Origin of the sequence: Prevotella corporis DSM 18810 = JCM 8529 (assembly GCF_000430525.1) — a bacterium.
Lineage (GTDB): Bacteria > Bacteroidota > Bacteroidia > Bacteroidales > Bacteroidaceae > Prevotella > Prevotella corporis.
On the sequence record NZ_AUME01000026.1, the window covers coordinates 1 to 19,240 of the forward strand.

Genomic DNA, 19,240 nt, shown 5'->3' on the forward strand with positions numbered 1-19,240 from the left:
TCCGGACATCCAAAAGGCATACGGACTGTGCCACTCACTGCGCATAATCTTCGCCAAGAACACCATCAAGGATGCAGCCAGGCTCTCCATGGCACGGTGGTACAATAAAGTTGAAGAGGCAGACTTCCATTCATTCAATGTGATTGCTGCCACATTCTACGAGCATTATGATGAGATATTGAACTTCTATAACAACAGATCTTCGAATGCCATGGCAGAATCGTTCAATGCAAAAATTAAACTTTCCCGAGCCAATCTAAGAGGAGTGGCAGACAAGAAGTTCTTTTTATTCAGAATTGCAAAACTATATGCCTATCCCCATTGATTTTCTACTGAGCCAAGATTATACCTGCAAGGAACTTCGAGACCTCCTCAAGTCGATGCGTACTCATTCCTCAACGGTTACATTTAAGCAGGTATCAGAGCAATATCAGAAGGAACTCATCGAGGATGGACGTGGCTCTTATGCTGGCATGCTTAAAAACTCGTTGAGACTCTTCTTTGAATTTACGGGCGGTGATGTATTTCTCTCCGAAATAAGTACTATTACTATATCAGAGTTCGAACGTTGGCTAAAACGAAAAGGGGTATCACAAACATACATCAGTATGACCCTTTCAATGACCCGTACAATCATTAATCGTGCCATAAGAATGCAACTCGTTACCTATAGCGTACACCCCTTTACGTATTGGAAACGACCAGCAGACCCAGAACGTGAGCTTGATATATCAGTAGAAGATGTGCGAGCTATCAGAGACGCACAACCACGATTAAAGAAACAGAGGATCGCTCGTGACATCTTTATGCTCTCCTATTATCTCGGAGGCATCAACCTTATAGACCTTCTCGAGATAGATTTTCGGGGTGTATCTGTTCTTGAATATACTCGACATAAGTCCCGTAACATGAAACTATCCGATAAACGCATCTCTTTCACTCTCCAGCCAGAGGCAAAGGAACTAATAAGCAAATGGATGAATCGTAATACTGGCAGGCTTGATTTCGGTTATAAATTCTCTTATAAGAATTTTCTCGCCTATGTCACTCGCTCAATAAAGAGCCTAGCAAAGGATATCGATATACAAGATTACCGAAAGGTATGCTATTATACAGCACGAAAATCATTTGTTCAGCATGGTTTCGACCTCGGTATTAGCCTCGAAGTATTAGAGTATTGTATCGGTCAATCTGTAAAGAACAACCGACCGATTTTTAACTACTTAAAAATTATGAGAAAGCATGCCGACGTTGCTTTCCGTCAAATACTCGATAATCTCGTAGGCATACAAGTTACTACAGAAAAGAATTGAACGCCGTATTCTCCAAAACTGATTAAAATAAGATGGTGCGATACCTTGCCAGTACCACACCATCTATATTATTTTCTCAATCGTAAGTACACGAAACCTATTATCCAGATTATTAACGAGGCAATAAAGATTTTTTTTGATAGTGATTTTTCCTTCTCCTCTTTTGTCTTCTGCACAGGCTGCTTGATATATATGCTATCTCGTGCTGCCTTAATATAGACCACCTTTTGCACAGTGTCTGCCCGCACTCTCCATCGGTCTATGACTCTCTCGCGAATAACGAAAACAGTGTCTGTCCCATTGATAGTGTCGTGCTTCGTCTGTATAGTCGTTTTTTCTCGTTCAGAGACGCTATCCTTTATGAGCCTAACAACTATACTATCTCGCGTCTGAAAAACGCTGTCATGTACGATTTGCGTCTGTGCAACTTTTGTAGACCTACAGCCAGCCAATAGGCACACAGCCAGCGTCACACAGAATACTCCTAATAACTTCTTCATCAGAAACGCACCTCCTTTCCATTGTTATAAACAAGTAAACCATACTTAATGCCATCCAGTCGCCTGAGCCATCCCTTCAGGAATTTTCTTTGTGCTGGTTGGTTTTGCACAAATTTCATTAAATAGACCTTTCTCCTCTCTTTCAGCCACGCAAAGAACTCTTTCGGGTCTTGCTTGTTCAAGGCTGCAATAGTCTTCGGTCCTACCATGCCATCAGCAAGTACACCCAACCTTGCCTGTGGTATCTTAATTCCATACACACCTGAAGCCCAAACCCAATCGACCAAACAATTAGCGATAGACTGGTCTTTAATAGCATCAGCCTGCCACTTGTTCCAGAAGTTTTTGCGCATAATCATCTTGGCATCGTCAAGGGTTATGAGCTTCAAGTCCTCGACATCTATATCTCCGTCTCGGTCTTTGTCATAGCCCTGCCTCTTCCAAGTGGCTATCGTTACACCATACTTCGTTGCCCCTCCTCGGTCTATGGGGTCATTACCGTAAACACCTTCAAAGCTAAATATGAAAGGTGCTAAAACATCTAATTTTGCCATACTCTATTATTTTTGTTCGTTATCCTCCTTAGTCAGTTTCGCCACCGCAGCCATACCTGCTGGAACTCCAATTAAATAAGGATATACATCCTGCCACCATTGAGGCTCGACAGCACCACCAGCAACCAGAGCTACATGTATAGCAAGGGCGACACCACTAACTATGGAACCTATATAAATTATTCGCTTAAAGAAGTGGGGTGTAGTAGCCCTCCACCTCCCTGATAAAGTCTTTAAACGTTTCAAATACCACCTCCTTTCGGTATATCTGGACGGTCCATTTTGACATCGTTAAGGTGCGTTACCTTAACGTTTATCTCATCGAGCTTATCCTTAATCTCTTTCATATTTTCTTGAGCCTTTCTGTTGTTCTCATTATAGAGCAGGTGGTCGTTATTCACTTGCACCTCCAAAATGGAGATACGAGAGTTTAACTGCACCCACGCTCCAACGAATGCAATTATAACCGTACCCAAAACACCCAAAAGCGTGTTTCGTATTCCTTTATCCATTTGTCATTTTTTTTATAGTTACTCTGTATATTGATATTCTATATCAAGCCAGCTAACATGGTCCTGCATCCAAAGCCTTATACGCTCTGGTGTGTCATACATACCCTTGTTAGTCATTGTACCATCTTGATAAGTGGTCTTATCAGGATACACTGTGCCATCAGGGAACTTATCTCCCTCTACAGCGGTATTCTTGTCAGGTCTGAATGCAGGGCACAATGCCCATCTTTTTAACTCTTCCTTATACCCTTCTTCACCTATCATTCCAACATAATAATAGATTTTATTCATGACATTATCTACAGAAAGAATACCGGCATTACGGAGCCTTCTATAAGTGCTTTTGATTTCTTCAAAAAAATACTTCATCACTATACCATACGGTGTTCTGAAATCTCCTTTCTTCCATGTAACGGCAGAACCGTATGTGAAAGCATGATAATCAGGGTTATGAAACACTTGCCAACCTGTATAGTGTCTGCCAAACAGGGAATCCATGTCGTAGAATGATGGAGACCATATCTTTGAATCGTACGTAAGCCATTCTGCGTTCTTTGTATAACCGTCGTAATTGTCTATAAAGTCACTTGTGACAAGGTGGGTGATGATTGCATTTACATCATAATGTTTTTCTATCTCTTTTTTAATGGCAGCTATATCTGTATTTTTTGATACGACTTTCTGCAATGTTAAAGGAGATTGAATAAAATCGACAATAGCCTTTTTTACATTATCAGTATATATATGGTCTTCATTAACCGCATCATATGCGTCAGAATCACTGCTAATTATTTCCTGTGGAGCATCACCGTTATAAAGAGTTGTACCATCAGTAAGATATAATCCCTTACCACCCTTTCTGCTTTTTGGATTCCTTATTTCAAAGCTTGTCCAATTAGGAGTATCCCCAAACAACACAGTACCATCTAAATGAATTTCACGATTATTATTCTTCTTCATCAGGTAGTTATTTCTGTCTTTCTTGATAGCAATAGAATAGATGCCATAAAATTCCTGACCTAAGTACAACATAACGGGAAAACACGATGGGTGACACAAGGCATTATTATATCCAAGTGACACATCGGCCTCACCACTATTAATAGTAGTATTCTTCATTTTGAGCCGACATGGTCTTGAATCTACATATCTTATCACATCTTCTGCAATGTCATAACCTACATTGTTATAACATTTGAGTGCATCATTATAATATGCTTTCAAATGAAATTCATCAAGGAATATCCAATTACCAAATCTGATCTTACTCCCGTCCGTGATTTCTACGGCTTGGCTTTTTTTCACATAGGCAGCTGTTGTATTACCTTGAAGTTTGACCGTACATGGCTTGATGAAATAGTTTCCATTGGCATCGAGATACTCTATTGTAGTGTTTATTTTTTTTGTTTTTTCTTTCGATGTGTCTTGAATATTTATGTTCACCTTCGGCATTACAGACGGGAATGGTAATTGAATTTTCTTATCTGAAGAATAGTCTCTGCCAATATCTTTCATAAAATCCAAATAATCCACATAACTTGTAAGCCTAATCTTTATATTTTCTATTTTCGGGTTATCAAAAACGATGTATTCTGCATTTTCAGGAACTGTTATATACTGAGGAGCGTTCTTCTCAAATGAGCCATCGTATTTAGGAGAAGCGATTACCACATCTGCATATAGTATTTTATTTTCAAACTGAGTTACAAAAATGCTTTTCACATATTTGTAACTACAAGTTCTATCTGTCCTTATCAAATACTTGCGCCCTGACTTTACCTTGATGGCAACCCCTCCATAATTCCACACCCAATTATTATTATTGATTATAATACTTTGGGACTTAATAACAGGCATTTTATCAGTTACGTCAAGAATATTATATTCTTCACAAGATGTATATTCAACCAATCTTATAGATGGAAGATTCTCTGTTTTTCTATCGGTATAGGACGCTCCATTATCAACAAATAAATACTTTCCGTCAGATGGAATATGAATTGTTATGGTTGTTCCTTTGGGGACGGTTTGCAAGGTCAGCCCTTTGCACATCTGTACATATTCACCTTTGGCAAGATTTCTCGTAACCATGAATTTAAAATCGTATTCTTTCTTTGCCTTTAATTCATAATAGGCTCCAGAAATTACTTTAATAGCATGACCGTGCGTAGATTCGTGCCATATATTTGTCCCTGTATAATAACCGATATTAGAATAATTATCCATGTCTGCCCATTCAAACGGGTAGCCTTTGTGCATATTGGAAATTTCAGATGTTACTATACTGGTAGGAATCATGCTTCCGTCTGATGTAGACTTTTCATCTGTAAATGCAATACCTACCTTCTTGATATATGATGCATATATGATGTTTGATACATATAGCTTTGTCGCTCCTTTGGGAACTTCATATCTTACTAATCCGTCTGTTGCAGATATTCTTATGTTATTTCCTATAACATTTCTGTTGTCATCAGTAAATGCAGTATAACAGTTATAAGAATCAGCCATTAATAAAATAACTTCTGCATCATTAGGAATATCAATTACAGCAGATGTATAGCCCTTTAAAGAACTCTGATTGTACTGATAATCCCAAATAACATCTTTTATCAGCTCATAGACTAATGGGGCTTCTTCCTTCTTTTCAGATTTGATATGTATTATATTATCATACACATCCTGCAGCGTCTTGCCGTCTTTTGTCTTTATATTCACCTTTTTCAGTGCCTCTGTCACTGCCTTCTGTGACATCACACTCGTCTCGCTGTCACCTGCGGTTTGTTCTATAGATTTTTTGTTAATGGTATTTTTTGAAATATCATTAATTTTTTGTTCATTGCCCTCCAGAGCATCTGCAATGCCTTCAAAGGCATTGCCTACACGTTCAGCGGTGTTACCACCTACTTTAGTTTCATTCTTGATTGTTTGTGCAAGTATGCGCAAGTCTTCTACTTTTGTCATCTTTTAATCTCCTATAGCATGAATTCTTAATCTCGTTCCTCTTACTGGCTTTACACTCGAGCCTTTTACACTTTTCAAGTATGCCAGGCACGAGCCCAGATAGGTCTCTGCTACTTCCATAGCATCGTTATACATCCTCACCCTGTTTTTATCGTCCTCTCTGGACGCATAGCTATCGTTATGCTGCATTAAACCAGTACGGGTGAGCAATCCTCCATCTGACATTACCATCTTAGCATACACGAAATAAGAAAGGGCTAACCGTAAGCCTGAACACTTCTTTAACCCTCCCCCCTTATCCGTGAACTCTCCACCGTCAAGCAACGTTATATTTTTAGGCTCTTGCTCATCTTCTTGTAAAGCCTTGAAACGCGCCAAACCAATAGCCGGAATAATATATATATCTTCACACTCACGAATAAATGTCTGTACTTCTCCATCGTCAATATGCTTTGATGTAGGCCGAGCAAGTTCCTTGAACCTCTCTACCGTTATTAAATGCTCATTCGCCATTATATTTATCATTTTTATCAGCAGAGATATATTTTAATGGCTTGATAGAGAAATCTTGCGGTATCATCTTATCACACCAATTAGCAAACAGCATCGTAAATGCTCTCTCGATAAATCTTTGCTCATTAGTAACCTCACCAGCATAATACTCGTAGGCATCACGCATAACATTACCAGAGAACCCCAGCTTACCGATACGGATAGAGTAGAATAATTCCTGATGGAACTGTGAATAAATACGCTCGACCACACTTTCATCAGTTACCGTAAACTCCTTATCAAAGTTTCGTGCCGGGAACTGAACCACCTTCGGCTCGTCCTCGTCATTCTCCAGCTCAACCATCATTATTTTTGAACCTCGTGTATCTCCTTGAAACTGCTTCATATCTTCATCGGAAATCATCTTTTGCTCGACCTCCTTACCGTTCTCATCTACACGAGGCAGCCCCTTCTTGGTGACCAGCATACAGGCTACAAGGAAGTTGTTACGAACATTCCGATACTTAATATTTCCCAACCCTTCATCGGTCGAAATTTCCGTTATGACAGCGTCATAAATAGGTGTTGGATATTGATACTTACCATCCATAGATAGCCACAATATCTGCCCTTTATAATTATCAATACCTCCGCAGTTTTCTATCTGTCTCATTACGACCATTGGATTTGGATCGAATACAGGAAATCTGGTGATATTCTTATCTTCCACCATCTGCCGTTGACCGTTCTTTGTCTTTTCGCCTTTCCAATCGATATGTGTCAGGATATGAGACACCACCCCAGCATCGTCCGTCTCTTCCAACCTACATTGTTCAAAAGGCTGGTAATTAACCTCCGTTACCTGCCCCAGAACATTGTAATTAATTTGAAGAGCGAAACCACCAAAGCGGGTGAGGTCTCCTGCTACGCTTTTCAGAAGGTCATCCATCGTTACCCCGTCTCTGTTTACTTTCCATTCTGAGAAAGCTTCGTTATTGAAGCCGTAGCCTTCTACAAATTTCTCGTAACGGGATAGGCATAACTTAGCTGTGCCTGACGCATTGGTAATATCCACGATATTTTGTGGATAGAGGTTATCGCTACCATAGCGTTGCATCTTAAAACGCTGTTCGTAGTTTACATCTACACGCTTCTGTGGTTTTTTTGCAGTCTTTACATTCATCTTTCGCCCTTCTTTCTAATCTTTACTTATCCTCACCAGTTCCTGCGCCGGTGGCATCCTTCTTGGGTACTTTTCCTTTTCCTGCGCCGCTAGCCTTGGGCACTTTCTGGAATAACTCTACATTGTCAGGGAACTGCTTCAGAAACTTCTCTGCGACATCATCAGTAAGATTGTCATTCGAGAACACCTTACCACTCATAAACGCCGGGCAGTTGATAATAGCTCCAGCCTTCAATCTATAATTAAGTTTTTCTGCCATTTTACCGTTATTTTTTATGTAATGATAAATCTCTATAAGCCCATCATGGTAACACTGTTGGCACGAAGTGGGTACGAAAGTCTTACCGATAACCTCATAATAAAGGTTTTCTATCGTAGTCTTATCAGAAGATCCGAAAGGGGCATCAAAGCGCCCTTTCAAATCCTCGATAGTCTTTTTTACTTCGGCCAGTTCCATTTATCCGGCTTCTGTTAGCAAGCTCTTAAACTGCGTTTCCGTAGTCTTAGAGTCTTTGTTGTAGTAGAACAAAGCAGACTTTGGTGCGCTCGTCTCCTGTAAGGTTACAAGCCAACCTCCGTCCGTATCTTCGCTATACTTATCACTCTCGATAGCCGTAGCACGCAAGCCCTGATAATAACCATAGACCTGATACTCTGCCTTTCCACCTTCTCCCTTATGCACATTCTTAGTAATGAGCACGAAAGAGCCGTTTGCAAGTCCGTCAATGATGTTTTGTGCCACATCTGGACCATTATCAAGCACGGCAATAGCAATCTCGTTAGTGAACGTATTCCGATACGTTCCAGTAGCTAATGAAATCTTTGTGCCGGTGAAAGGCTTGCTACCCTGTTGTACCACAGGATAGCCCTTCTTTCCACTCTTCAAGATTAACGTTTTCAACATATTCTTGAAGGTCTCATCAAACACACACTGGGAGAAATCTACATCTGCACGATTGCAGATAATCGCATCGGCCTCCAGACCCTTTACGATAGGACTTTCACAATTCTGCTCAATGCCCTTATTGATAATACTATCACATATTCCTGCCATAATTTAATCCTCCTTAGTAAGCTGCTTGGAACATATCATCCTCCAAAATCTGTGTACCGATACGACCAGTAGAGTAGATATAGTTTCTACGCTCCTTCTTATCGAACCAAATATCGAGGTCTGAAATCAGACCGTCTGCATCAGTACCAACCTGCAACTGGTTGATATTTGCATACACTGCACGATATGGCTTGTTGAGCATTGTACCGGTGTTCTCGTATGCCATAATCATACGGTCCCAGATAGACACACGTGCCAACGTTACACCGTTGTAGGTAGCCACATCAAGACCATCGAAAATAGTCTCCCACGGCATAATCTGTGTATAGCACTTCTTGATGTCGTAGGTCAGAGCATCAGCCAAACCCTTTGTAAGCAGTACCACCGCACCACTATCAGCAGATACACGGCTGTCTGCATCCATCAGCAGATTATCAAGAATGCCAGTAGCTACACCCTTACCGAGGATAGCCTTCTTCTGCTCTGCAAATGTGGTCTTGCTGTTTGCTTCAATAGCAGTAAGCTGGTTTGACTTGCTTGCACACTGAGTGAAGATGCGCTTAAACAGACCATCACACGTTGTGAAAAGCTCTGTCTTTGTACCAGTGGTAAGAGTACCACCGCCTGCAACATCCTTTGCCCCAGTGTCTCCAAACCAACCAAAACGCCAAATCATTCTCTTCATCTGACGCTCCAGAGCTGGGCGGATGATATAAGTCATGAACTCTGTACTCGTCAAATCTCCGACTGGTGTACCAGTCTTCAATGTGTACTCGGCTATCGTGCCCTTTAAACTCTCGTAGCAAATCTTGATTGGGATTTGCCAATCACCCAGCGTCCAGCGCTTCTGTGAGTTGGCGATACCCACCTCCTGATATGTCGGGTCGCAACCGCTTCCTTTGATGCCCACATCATCCATATCTCCGAGGAAGGCTACTGGGTCTCCATTCTTCACCTTCATCAGGTGAGTGAAACGCTGAAATTCCTCATCTTGGTCAATACTCAAAGGGATAACCTCTTTAAGGTCCGTAACATCCTTCGGGTTTACCGAAATGTTTTCAAAAAACTTTGTCATTTTCTTTTCTCCTTCTTAGTTTACTTCTTTTTCTTGTAAGTCCCATTCCTACGGGCTTCAATCTCTTTTCGCATAGGCGACTCAACCTCCTGTTCCTCTGCTTTCTTAGAGGCGTTCGTTCCCTCTGGTTTACGTGGTGCAGGCTTGTAGCTTGAAGAGATATTCGCCAACGCTTTCTCGCCCCCTGCAATCTTTACAGCATTGAGGATGCGTAATTCTTCCTGCGTCTTAGCCATAGCTTCTGCCTGCTTACGAGCATTCTCCGAGGTCTCCAGCTTCTTCTGTAACTCCTTCACTTCGCTTTCCAGCTCCGCAACACGTTGTTCCAGCTCCGAGCCTTCACCTCCTTCATCACCTCCATTGGAAGAGGTCTGAATGTCAGTAATAGCACCACCTTTCACGACGATAGTCTTACCGTCAGGCATAACGAACGTTCCATCAGGGCTTGCCTTATCTCCAACCTGCGGCTCGCCTTCTTCTCTCTCTACGGTCAGTGTCTGACCATCACTCGTGGATAAATCCATACCCTTTGCCAGCTCGTCAATGTTTTTCAAACCCAGCTTCGCCAGCGCACGGTCCAGTAAAGAGGCTTTCACCTCTACCTTCTCATCTTTTTCTTTTGCCATTTTCTTATTATTTTTGTTATTAAACACTAACCCTTGCTTCTTGGCTGAAGCTGGGGCAATTATTTCTCCTATCAAGCCGAGTTCCATAGCCCTATCAACTCCGATATACTTATCTTCATCCATCAGAGCTTGCATCTCTTCTCTGTTACACTCGCAACGCTCCACATACAAGTCGAGCATTTTATTTTGTGTCTCTTTCAGATCCGATGCAGCCTTCTCCAGCTCTGCTGCTGTAAGAGTATCACCCAGGGCATAAGCTGGCACCCACGGGTTATGCACACATATTAGCGCACTCTTATATGCCCTTCTCCTCTCTTTAGGGGCTGACATCAAAATTACCGTAGCCATAGATGCTGCATTACCTTCCACCGTGCAAGTTATCACCTTGCCAGTAGCACGCAATCGGTCATAAATACCCCATCCCTCAACGACAGAGCCACCATCGCAATGTAATCGTACATCTATAGCATTATCATCATCGGGGATGCTCTCGCAGAACTCATCAACATCTTTAAAGCACACACCCTCGACATCACCCCAGAACTTGCAAATGTTCTTTTCATTCTCGGTTTGAATGTCATTATAAATCTTTAGTACTGCCATAGTATATATTTTATCCACAAATTTACTTTATATTTATAAAAAGAGTCTTTACTTTTCTTATTCTTTACTCTCATTCCCTGCGAAAAATAAAAAAGTGTCCTATCTTCACAGACAGAACACCTCGTAACTAAAACAAATCGTATGAAAACTATCGAATATCTTGCGTCATTCTCTTAACCACTCTGTAAACGGTAGCCTCGCTACATTCGTATTGTTGGCTCAAATAATAGACCACATAGCCTACCTTGTGCCCTTCTTCCTTCAATCGAACGAAGTCTTTATATAAATCTAAATACTTCACATCCCTTGCATCTATATCATTTGCAGTAAGGATTGTTAGCAGGCTTTCCGCTGTCCTCAACAAATCATATTGTGTCATAATTTTATTATTTAATCGTTGCAACCCTTTCTATCGTCTCCACTCTTCCAGCAGTGCTGTTTATCTCCTCTACACTAACCACTGGCCTCGGCATCATCGCCATACCCCTTGCTACAGCTCGTGCTAAGAACTCCTCGCCAATCTGCTGTGAGTTTCCGCCTTGTCCTATGATAGGCACGCCACCACCTATCTGATTAAACGCTGATAGGGCAGGGGCAAACATTCGTGTCGCTGGTGCTGTTAGTACACTCTCTCCATTAGAGAGATGCGCTGGTATGCTATCGCTCGTCTCACTTCCCGGACCAGTAACCAGACCACCAGAGGCAAATTTGGCTGATTTAACAGTCTTGATAGCCGAAACCACATTTGCAAGGATAGTAGTCACTGTCGTTGCAATAGCTGCTATATTCGCAGGGAAAGGTACGCTTTGGGCTTGCTTTATGCCTTGCGCCAGAGCAACACCAGTATTTATTGCTATTTCAGCCAAAGCAAGAACCTTTGAAGCCTTGGCCATTCCCTTACTCTGCTCGCCGAAAGCCTCTGCTACCTGTTGAGTAGCTCCTATCATTCCCGCAATAGCTTCATATTTTCCTCTCTCTATTTCAACCTCTTTATCGTTAACAGCTTTCTTCGCCTGCCGATAGTCCTCTGCTAATTGCAACTTACGAAGATTAAAGGCTTCTATCGTCTCTCCTTCTTTCTGCTGTGCTGCTTCCAGTAGGGCTTGCTTCTCTTCCATCTGTAACCGCAACACACCCAGCTCATCCGTACCGTTAGAGTTGATTTGTGTCTCTAAAATCTTAGCCTTGAAACGGTTCTCTATAGCCTTCGTCTGCTCTTCCTGTAGCTTGTTATGGTAGTCCCTATACGCCTGCTGCTCCTGCTCATAGTATTTGGCATTGATAGATGCGAGTAGGTCATTCTTCTCCTTCTCACTCATCACTTGCTTAGTAGCCTCATCAAGTTCCAACTGATAAGCTGCTTTGATATTCTTAATCTTTAGCTGATATTCTTCTTTTGAGCCTTTCTCGACAGATGCAAGCATATTCTGAATATAGACCTGTTCCCGTTTGATAGCCTCATCCTTAACGGTCAAATCAAACTCCGTTAGTTTCTTCTCCTTTATCTGCTCCAAAGCAACCATTTGTGCAGTGATAGCCTTCTTTGCATTCACAGATAGCCCTTTCTCGGTCGCCAGCCTCTTCCGTAAATCCTCTATCTGCCTATCATACTGCACCTCGATCTGCTTCCTTCTCTGCTCTGCAGTCTGCTCCACCAGTTGAGCCAACAAGTCCTCGGCTTTCCTTATCTCCGCTTCCTCCTTCTTGGCCATTTCCTTGGCAGAGATAGTGTTATTTTTCCCAGTTTTACCGTTCTTGCCTTTCTTCTTTCCCTTCTTTGTAGTTATCCCACCTTTGCCATTTGGAACGCTCTCGCCGCTCTTATCAGCTTCTCCGGCTACCGCAATAGGTATCTCGATATGCGCTATCTTCTTGTTCTTGATAACACTGTTAATAGCATCCATCGTATTTGCAGCCCCCTCCTTTGCAAAGCTCTTAATATCCTTCCAGCCTTCCTTGACTGTCTTTGCATAGCTACTCGTTATCTGGTTGAAACCACTCTTTATCTTATCAAAGGAGAAAGTAACGATACCCTCTACAATATCAGCCAATCCCTTTAACTGCCTACCGACACCCTTAACAGCATCGATAATCAGATTAAACACCAACTTAACCGTACTCCATAGGTGTTTGAAGTTCACTACAATAGCCTGCACTCCAGCCCTTACGACCTTACTCTCATTGTATAAGTCAATAAAGTAGTTGATAACATTTATAACCCCCTTCAGTAGCTTAGTAATACCCTGTATCGTCAAAGTCTTAACCGAGATAAGCATTTCTCCAAAGCCCTTATCGCTCATATCGAACATAGCAGCCAGAACCCTATTAAGTTCCTCATTGGCCTCTCTCTGCTCGTTCATCTTCTCTCCATACTCTCCTGTGGTGTCCTTCAGCTTTTCGAGGTCTGTGTTCATCGTATCAAGCTGCTCAATCATCTTCAAGCCGGCATTAGCCCCCTGTCTGCCAAAGACATCTTTCAAGACAGCACCCACAGCCTGTGAGTTCTGGGGCAACTCCTTCAACCGCGTGCTAATCATCTTTATAACATCATAGGTTGATTTGCTTCCACTCTCCAAGTCGGCCTGTACCTTCTTAGAGCTTATACCGATAGCATCCAAAGCCCCTGCCGTGGCTGTACTCATTTCCCTAATCTTCTTGCTACCCATCTGGATAAGTGCCATGCCACTATCGCTAAAGATACCGCTTCGTGTCTGCTGGATAGTAGCTACCAACTCCTTGCCTGATATATTAGCATCGTGGAAAGCAGGGGCGTACTGCTTAATCTTAGCTATCATATCACCGTTAAGATCCGCACCGCTTTGGAAACCATCATTTATAATCTTGATAGCCTCCTGCGTGTCATATCCATATTGCGAAGTCAGGACATCGACAGCCTCCAGTGTCTCCTTGTAGTCCTTACCGTATGTGTCAGCCGTTGCCTGTATCTCACTTCTTACAGCCTTTAGATTTTCACCAGTAAGCCCAAGAAACTCCTTTGTAAGCCTCGTGCTTTCTTCTATTCCCTTGTTATAGTCAAAGAACCATTTGAAAGCCACACCAGCCCCTGCAATGCCAGCCAGAGACAGAAACACAGGATTCGTCATAAAGCCCATAAGCGTAGAACCAAAAGCCTTTGCACTTGTTATCGCTCCATCGAATACACCAGATAACCCCTTTCCATTTGAAGCCATCTGCATAATAGAATTGGCAAAGTTGTTGTTTACACCAAGGGCAGACTTGATGCTTTCCTCGTAGCTACCTACACTACGATAAAACCTCTGCGTCTCTTCCTCTGCGCCCCTTAATTTATCCGTAATTTCGTTTATATGCCTCTTTAGCTCCTGTCCCTTTGCTCCCTTACGTTCAGCTTCCGAAAGGCTGTCATACGCCTTTGTAGCGTTGCTTAGCTGCGCTCTCAAAGACCTCAAAGAGCCTTCCTGCTCCTTCTCCGTCTTGATATTATTCTGTACTTCCTTTGATAGTTCCCTGACGGTACCCTTATAGTCCTTTACCTGCTCACCAATAGCAGTAATGGTTGTAGCATACTCATCATAGGTAATCTTGCCATTCTTGAAGTCATCTTTTAACTTATTCTCCGTCTCCGATAACTCCTGTAGCTTCTCTTTGTATCTGAGAATACCATATATAGCGTCCTCATACTTCACTTTGATATTTAATATCTTCTCTTCTTCTGTACTCATAGCTTTATCATTTACTCAAACACTAATTGTAACATCGTTACCTCTGCAATACCATTACTTGAAGACCTTATTTCTGTCACCGCAAAGTAAGCCCCGTACTGCGCAAGATACACAGGTATTGTTTCGTCGAAATTAAGCAGCTCTATATCTCGCATTAATACCTTCTCCTTAATTACCTTTGGTTGCTGTAGGGTACGTGCTACATCCTTATACTTATCATCCAGAATATCCTGCATGTTGATATCGAAGTAAGCTACCGCTAACCCTTCTCCATCCGCACGCAGCCTTAATATTCTGTCCTTACATGCCGTATAAGAAGGCTCTTTTGTTTTTTCTATCTCGTCTTTTTTTCCATCTCCTCTCTTATCTCCAAACGCAGAACCATCCTTTGTGCTTATATCGAATTCTACCTTGTACATAGGCACTGAATTTCCATCAGTAGCAGCAAACGGGAATTCGTACATTACTTTCTCGACATCAAGGGTTTCGTTGTTTATTTTCAGATCGCCATCATAATGACCTTTTACCGTGTCATCAGCTTTCCACTTATAGCGGTTATGCTGCCCATAGTTCTCAACCTTATAATTGAGTTCAGAAGGCTTATTCTCGCTTGTAGGTGCAATAATCTTATTCGTCCAATCTACTGCCTCATCTCTACGCTTCCATATCTTAGATAGCGGTGCAAGCCTAACGATACCATCTTCTGTTATCTGTAATGGGAAAGAGCCTGTAATAGCTGTTAGAAACTTCACAAAGTCGATAACCTTTATCTTTGGTAGGTTATAAGCAATAGGAAAGAAACCACCGTCTGGAACGTTCTCTCCCTTAGATATCGTAGCCTTAATAGTTCCTTCTAATACTTTCATGTTAGGAAAGTTTGTAGCATCCACCCAGTCAAATGTAATGGTACTTCCTTTTACTACTTCTATCTTTCCATAACCAGTATTGTTAAATCGACATTCACCCCTATAACCCTTTGGAACTACAACAGAAAAGACATCTCGCTTCTCTCCCATATCGTAAACCTCCTGCTGCTCTCCTTTCGTTATTGTCATTCTTAACACACATCCGCTTCTGAAATTGTACCTATCATTCTCTCCGCCTCCACAGTGGTTAGCAGTACCGACAGGCTTTATACTTCCTCCAAGCTCGAAAGACCATTCAGCAGATATATCGAATATCAACGTAGCATCAGTAGTTACGGTAATAGCAGTTACCCTGCTTCCACTTTGCTCTCCAATTACACTACTCGTTCCTGTTACATTCAGTGTCATCCGCCCCTGCTGCCTGCTCATAGGGTCAAAAGTACCATTAAAAGCCCCTTCAGATGTTAACTCGTTTGCCTTACGATTGATTAGAGGTAACACAAGGGTATTAATATATTCCTGCGCCTCTTCGTGGAAACGAAAATCTACACCCATCTGTGACTTGATGAGTGAAAGCACAAAAGGAACACGTACAACAGGGTGAAGGAGTGGCAAACCTTTCCTATTAGGGTCTCTTTGACCACCAAATGACATCCTGTATTCAAACCATGTCTTTTTATCTCCGTCTCGTCTTCCTCCTGGCGAAACCATAGATAAACCAGTCCGCCACGTTAAATCTTCCTCGTTCTCATATCTCCATACATTATAACCTGCATAGAAGTATGGCTTTTCTTTTACATCCTCGAACCGATTAACCTCATTAGCAAGATTGTAGAGTATCTTATCATTACTCTTCAATTCGTTGAGTGCCGTCCCTTTACTTATTAGGCTGCTAAATTGTGAGAATAACCCCCAGACGATACACACTTCTATAGCCGTATCGGTAACCTGTAGTATCGTTAACCTTCCATTCTTGATTATCTCTACACCATTACGAAAATAACGTGCCGTGTGCATCAAGTAGGGGTAATTATCCCTTGCCTGAACCATGTCCGTATGCTTCAATATCATTTGGTTTCTTACCGTCTTCGGCAGCTTCACCGTATAGGTACTATTAGAGGCTATTTGCGACACATCACGAAAAAGATTACTCTTAATATCCATCGTGATTTTTGTTTTATCGTCAATATCCACTAACTCGCCATCTATATATAACCTTTCGTCATTCATATCCTATAACTTTTGTATGGGTACATCAGGCATCACAATGCTGCAAACAAAGTCTTGTAGTACCTCTTTTGCTTTTGTGTAAGAGCCTGAAACGATAGTAACAGGCAACCACTTCGCTGCGCCTTCTTGATAGCCTGCAAACAAATCTACGCAAGGACTGGTAGCTATATCGAAGAGCATATCCCACGTATCACTATCAACCAATGGTGCACATACTGGTATCGTGTCTTCTCTGTTCATTCTCTGCTGCCTACCCGTATAGCCTTGATATCCGTAATTCATATCATAAGATAAAAGATTGTTGCGCATAAATGCGCCATCACTCGTCACCTTCCGAGCCTCATCACCAGACTTAAAAAGATAGTAGCAGTAGAACCCATGCCGATTTATCCAACGAAGATAGTACCCTTCATCGTAATCGTCCACAATGTTAATGCGTATCTTTTCCGTCTTAGAACCTACATTACTATACCGGAAGGTCATATCGAAGGTACTATCAAATGTAACCTCGACAAATGCACCTGTACAATCGCTCAACAAGTAATATCTCTTTGCATCGTCCGTGCTCTTCATCGGGATATTCCACACCCCCTGCTCAGGTAAATTAACGAACCTATCAGCCACACCATCCTTGCTGAACATAATAGAACCACCCCCAGCAGCATACACACCTACTGTAAACGGGAATCCACGAAACCAAGTAAGGGTACGATAACTATTATAGACTTCCTGTCCTCCTACCTTCAACGCTCCCCAGATATAGAACACTTCAAATGAAAACGAAACCACCGTGTTAGCATCATCTTCCTTTGTCCCAATAATAGTAAACGATACTCTTTTGCCCATTTCTGTTTTACCTTCTCGCTCGTAGTCCACTACGCTAAATACCATTATGTCAAAGAAAGTCTGTATATACTCCCTTACATCAGCATAGCACCTGCCAGCCATAGCCTCCAGCCATATCGTTTCCTTTCTCTTTCCAGAGCTTATGACTATTGACATCTTCGCCAGCTTATCACCGGATGCAATCAGCAAACATGGATTGAAGGCAAAACCTATTTCATCAGGGTACACCAGCGTAACCCCATTTTTCGTTACTTCTCTCATACTTCGACATTATTAAGTTTGATATTCTCTACATCCAGTTTAAGGAGTTCTACGACACGGCTCTTTATCCTCTCTGTAGCTGCTGGTATTACATTCGAGTATATATCAGCCCTGCCACCCTTACGAAATAGACTCGTACCTTCTCGTTTAATCTTCCTTGCTATCAGAAAAGAAAGAGATAAATTGCCCCTCTCTTGTGGCGTGTATTTATGTTGTCTATCAGTCTTGTAGGGGATAGGCGCTGCCTCGATACCCTTATCAGCCATCCACTTTCGAATAATCTTCTGAAAGCCTTGCGGTGTTTTCCCCGGCTTTCTACCAGTCTCCAGAGTGCCAAATGGACTACGACCATATAACGTCCCCTCGTCCTCTGTAGCTTCTACCCTTAGACTTGCAGCTGTCCTTCCACTGGCTTTTTGTCCAGCACCAAAGTGTTGTGTTATGATTTTCTTTTTCAGCGCCTCCAGTTCCTCGGTCAGGATAACACTTACTGCACCCTTCATCATAAGCAAGCCCCCTGCAACTCTTTCAGTGTAAGCTCTACAAACACACCCGTAAAATATGCGCTTGCGCTCTCCAGTATCGTAGTGTACTTCACATTCCCATCTATAGGCTCGAAATAGTGGCTTTCATTCAAAGCCTTAATGAAGCTGGCTGCCGTCTCCTTCATAGAGCTATACACCCGCTCGTTATCCTCCCCGTTAGCATCACGGGAAACCTTATCAACAAAGGCGAGCATGCAGTCCTCGCAGTCCTTTACCATCCCTCGGCTAAACTTCAAGTAACCACCTACAGGAAGGATGCACATAATAGCAGGAAGGGAAACCCTATCTATCTGCTCCGCTGCTCCGTTCCAGTCCTCAAACACATAACTAAACGATGGGAACTTCTCTTTCGCTATCTCTCGTATCTTACTTTCTATGCTCATCTTCATATACCTTTTGAAGTTTCTTTTTATATTCGTTTGTCCTCGTGTCCATATCCAGACACTTATATACACGACCCCATGGCACATTGGTTACCTCTTCGTGGTCTGTAATACCCATTCGTAGTGCATACCAGTCAATCAGACCAAAGATGCCAAACTTTAATTGATTGATACCAGCCCTTATCTCTTCATCGCTCGGTTTGTTCTTTGCTTTATCGAACAGCTCGTTAATAATCTTAACCTTGCCAAGTACCCACCCAACAAAGCGAACTACCTCCGCAGCGGAACATTTGTCAACCTCCTTTGCTTCCATTTCCAACAGCACCTTGCACACGCCATAGAAGAGCTGCGCACCAGTCTTGCAGTCGCTCATCTGCACCATTTGCCCTATAGTCATATCATCGAGATTGGAAGGGGTGTGTATCTTTCCAACCTTCAAAGGCCGGGTGCATTTCTCCAGCTCCAGCCTTTCAATATCCTTACTAAATGTGGCTACCACTATCCAATGTTTGAATGTCTCTTCCTCTCCCAT

General features: G+C 42.2%; 19 protein-coding genes. 2 read left to right on the forward strand and 17 right to left on the reverse strand.

Annotated features, from left to right (window positions below; genetic code table 11):
- Both H515_RS0105715 and H515_RS13045 read left to right on the forward strand, forming a co-directional pair.
- Positions 1-325: transposase (locus tag H515_RS0105715; protein ID WP_028901695.1), on the forward strand; the 325-nt coding region annotated here is incomplete at its 5' end.
- A complete protein-coding gene (locus tag H515_RS13045) occupies positions 309-1,313 on the forward strand; it encodes a site-specific integrase (protein ID WP_244870063.1) in 1,005 nt (334 codons plus the stop codon). The genes H515_RS0105715 and H515_RS13045, both read left to right, overlap by 17 nt.
- 68 nt (positions 1,314-1,381) lie before the next feature.
- Here the strand turns inward: H515_RS13045 and H515_RS0105725 are convergent, their stop codons facing one another.
- From H515_RS0105725 to H515_RS0105810, 17 genes are all read right to left on the reverse strand, one after another.
- Positions 1,382-1,813 (reverse strand): hypothetical protein, encoded by a 432-nt coding sequence (locus H515_RS0105725; protein WP_025876473.1) that lies wholly within the window; start codon positions 1,811-1,813, stop codon positions 1,382-1,384.
- Positions 1,813-2,367 carry a glycoside hydrolase family 108 protein gene (locus H515_RS0105730; protein WP_025876471.1) on the reverse strand — a complete coding sequence of 185 codons (555 nt, stop codon included), beginning with the start codon at positions 2,365-2,367 and terminating at the stop codon, positions 1,813-1,815. Before H515_RS0105730 ends, H515_RS0105725 begins: the two co-directional genes overlap by 1 nt.
- A 242-nt stretch (positions 2,368-2,609) precedes the next feature.
- On the reverse strand, positions 2,610-2,879 hold the full coding sequence (locus H515_RS0105740) for a hypothetical protein (RefSeq protein ID WP_025876468.1): 270 nt from the start codon (positions 2,877-2,879) through the stop codon (positions 2,610-2,612).
- Between the two features lie 18 nt (positions 2,880-2,897).
- Positions 2,898-5,843, reverse strand: a complete 2,946-nt coding sequence (locus H515_RS0105745) for a CotH kinase family protein (protein ID WP_025876466.1) — start codon at positions 5,841-5,843, stop codon at positions 2,898-2,900.
- 3 nt (positions 5,844-5,846) lie between these two features.
- Positions 5,847-6,368 carry a DUF6712 family protein gene (locus H515_RS0105750; protein WP_025876464.1) on the reverse strand — a complete coding sequence of 174 codons (522 nt, stop codon included), beginning with the start codon at positions 6,366-6,368 and terminating at the stop codon, positions 5,847-5,849.
- Positions 6,346-7,518: a hypothetical protein gene (locus H515_RS0105755; RefSeq protein WP_028901696.1), complete on the reverse strand. Its 1,173-nt coding sequence runs from the start codon at positions 7,516-7,518 to the stop codon at positions 6,346-6,348. The genes H515_RS0105750 and H515_RS0105755 overlap by 23 nt, the downstream gene beginning before the upstream one ends.
- A gap of 22 nt (positions 7,519-7,540) precedes the next feature.
- Positions 7,541-7,975 (reverse strand): hypothetical protein, encoded by a 435-nt coding sequence (locus H515_RS0105760; RefSeq protein WP_025876458.1) that lies wholly within the window; start codon positions 7,973-7,975, stop codon positions 7,541-7,543.
- Positions 7,976-8,572: a hypothetical protein gene (locus tag H515_RS0105765; RefSeq protein WP_025876456.1), complete on the reverse strand. Its 597-nt coding sequence runs from the start codon at positions 8,570-8,572 to the stop codon at positions 7,976-7,978.
- A gap of 13 nt (positions 8,573-8,585) precedes the next feature.
- The gene (locus tag H515_RS0105770) at positions 8,586-9,647 is read right to left on the reverse strand and encodes a hypothetical protein (RefSeq protein ID WP_025876454.1); all 1,062 of its coding nucleotides are present in this window, start codon (positions 9,645-9,647) and stop codon (positions 8,586-8,588) included.
- A 20-nt stretch (positions 9,648-9,667) separates the two neighbouring features.
- On the reverse strand, positions 9,668-10,876 hold the full coding sequence (locus H515_RS0105775; protein ID WP_028901698.1) for a Clp protease ClpP: 1,209 nt from the start codon (positions 10,874-10,876) through the stop codon (positions 9,668-9,670).
- A gap of 148 nt (positions 10,877-11,024) precedes the next feature.
- Positions 11,025-11,255 carry a hypothetical protein gene (locus H515_RS0105780; protein ID WP_025876445.1) on the reverse strand — a complete coding sequence of 77 codons (231 nt, stop codon included), beginning with the start codon at positions 11,253-11,255 and terminating at the stop codon, positions 11,025-11,027.
- A 7-nt stretch (positions 11,256-11,262) separates the two neighbouring features.
- Positions 11,263-14,577: a phage tail tape measure protein gene (locus tag H515_RS13735; RefSeq protein ID WP_051274685.1), complete on the reverse strand. Its 3,315-nt coding sequence runs from the start codon at positions 14,575-14,577 to the stop codon at positions 11,263-11,265.
- An 11-nt stretch (positions 14,578-14,588) separates the two neighbouring features.
- On the reverse strand, positions 14,589-16,673 hold the full coding sequence (locus tag H515_RS0105790) for a hypothetical protein (RefSeq protein WP_025876438.1): 2,085 nt from the start codon (positions 16,671-16,673) through the stop codon (positions 14,589-14,591).
- A gap of 3 nt (positions 16,674-16,676) precedes the next feature.
- A complete protein-coding gene (locus H515_RS0105795) occupies positions 16,677-17,780 on the reverse strand; it encodes a hypothetical protein (RefSeq protein ID WP_028901699.1) in 1,104 nt (367 codons plus the stop codon).
- A complete protein-coding gene (locus tag H515_RS0105800) occupies positions 17,777-18,286 on the reverse strand; it encodes a hypothetical protein (RefSeq protein WP_025876431.1) in 510 nt (169 codons plus the stop codon). The genes H515_RS0105795 and H515_RS0105800 overlap by 4 nt, the downstream gene beginning before the upstream one ends.
- A complete protein-coding gene (locus H515_RS0105805; RefSeq protein WP_028901701.1) occupies positions 18,283-18,708 on the reverse strand; it encodes a hypothetical protein in 426 nt (141 codons plus the stop codon). Before H515_RS0105805 ends, H515_RS0105800 begins: the two co-directional genes overlap by 4 nt.
- A complete protein-coding gene (locus tag H515_RS0105810; RefSeq protein WP_028901702.1) occupies positions 18,692-19,240 on the reverse strand; it encodes a hypothetical protein in 549 nt (182 codons plus the stop codon). The genes H515_RS0105805 and H515_RS0105810 overlap by 17 nt, the downstream gene beginning before the upstream one ends.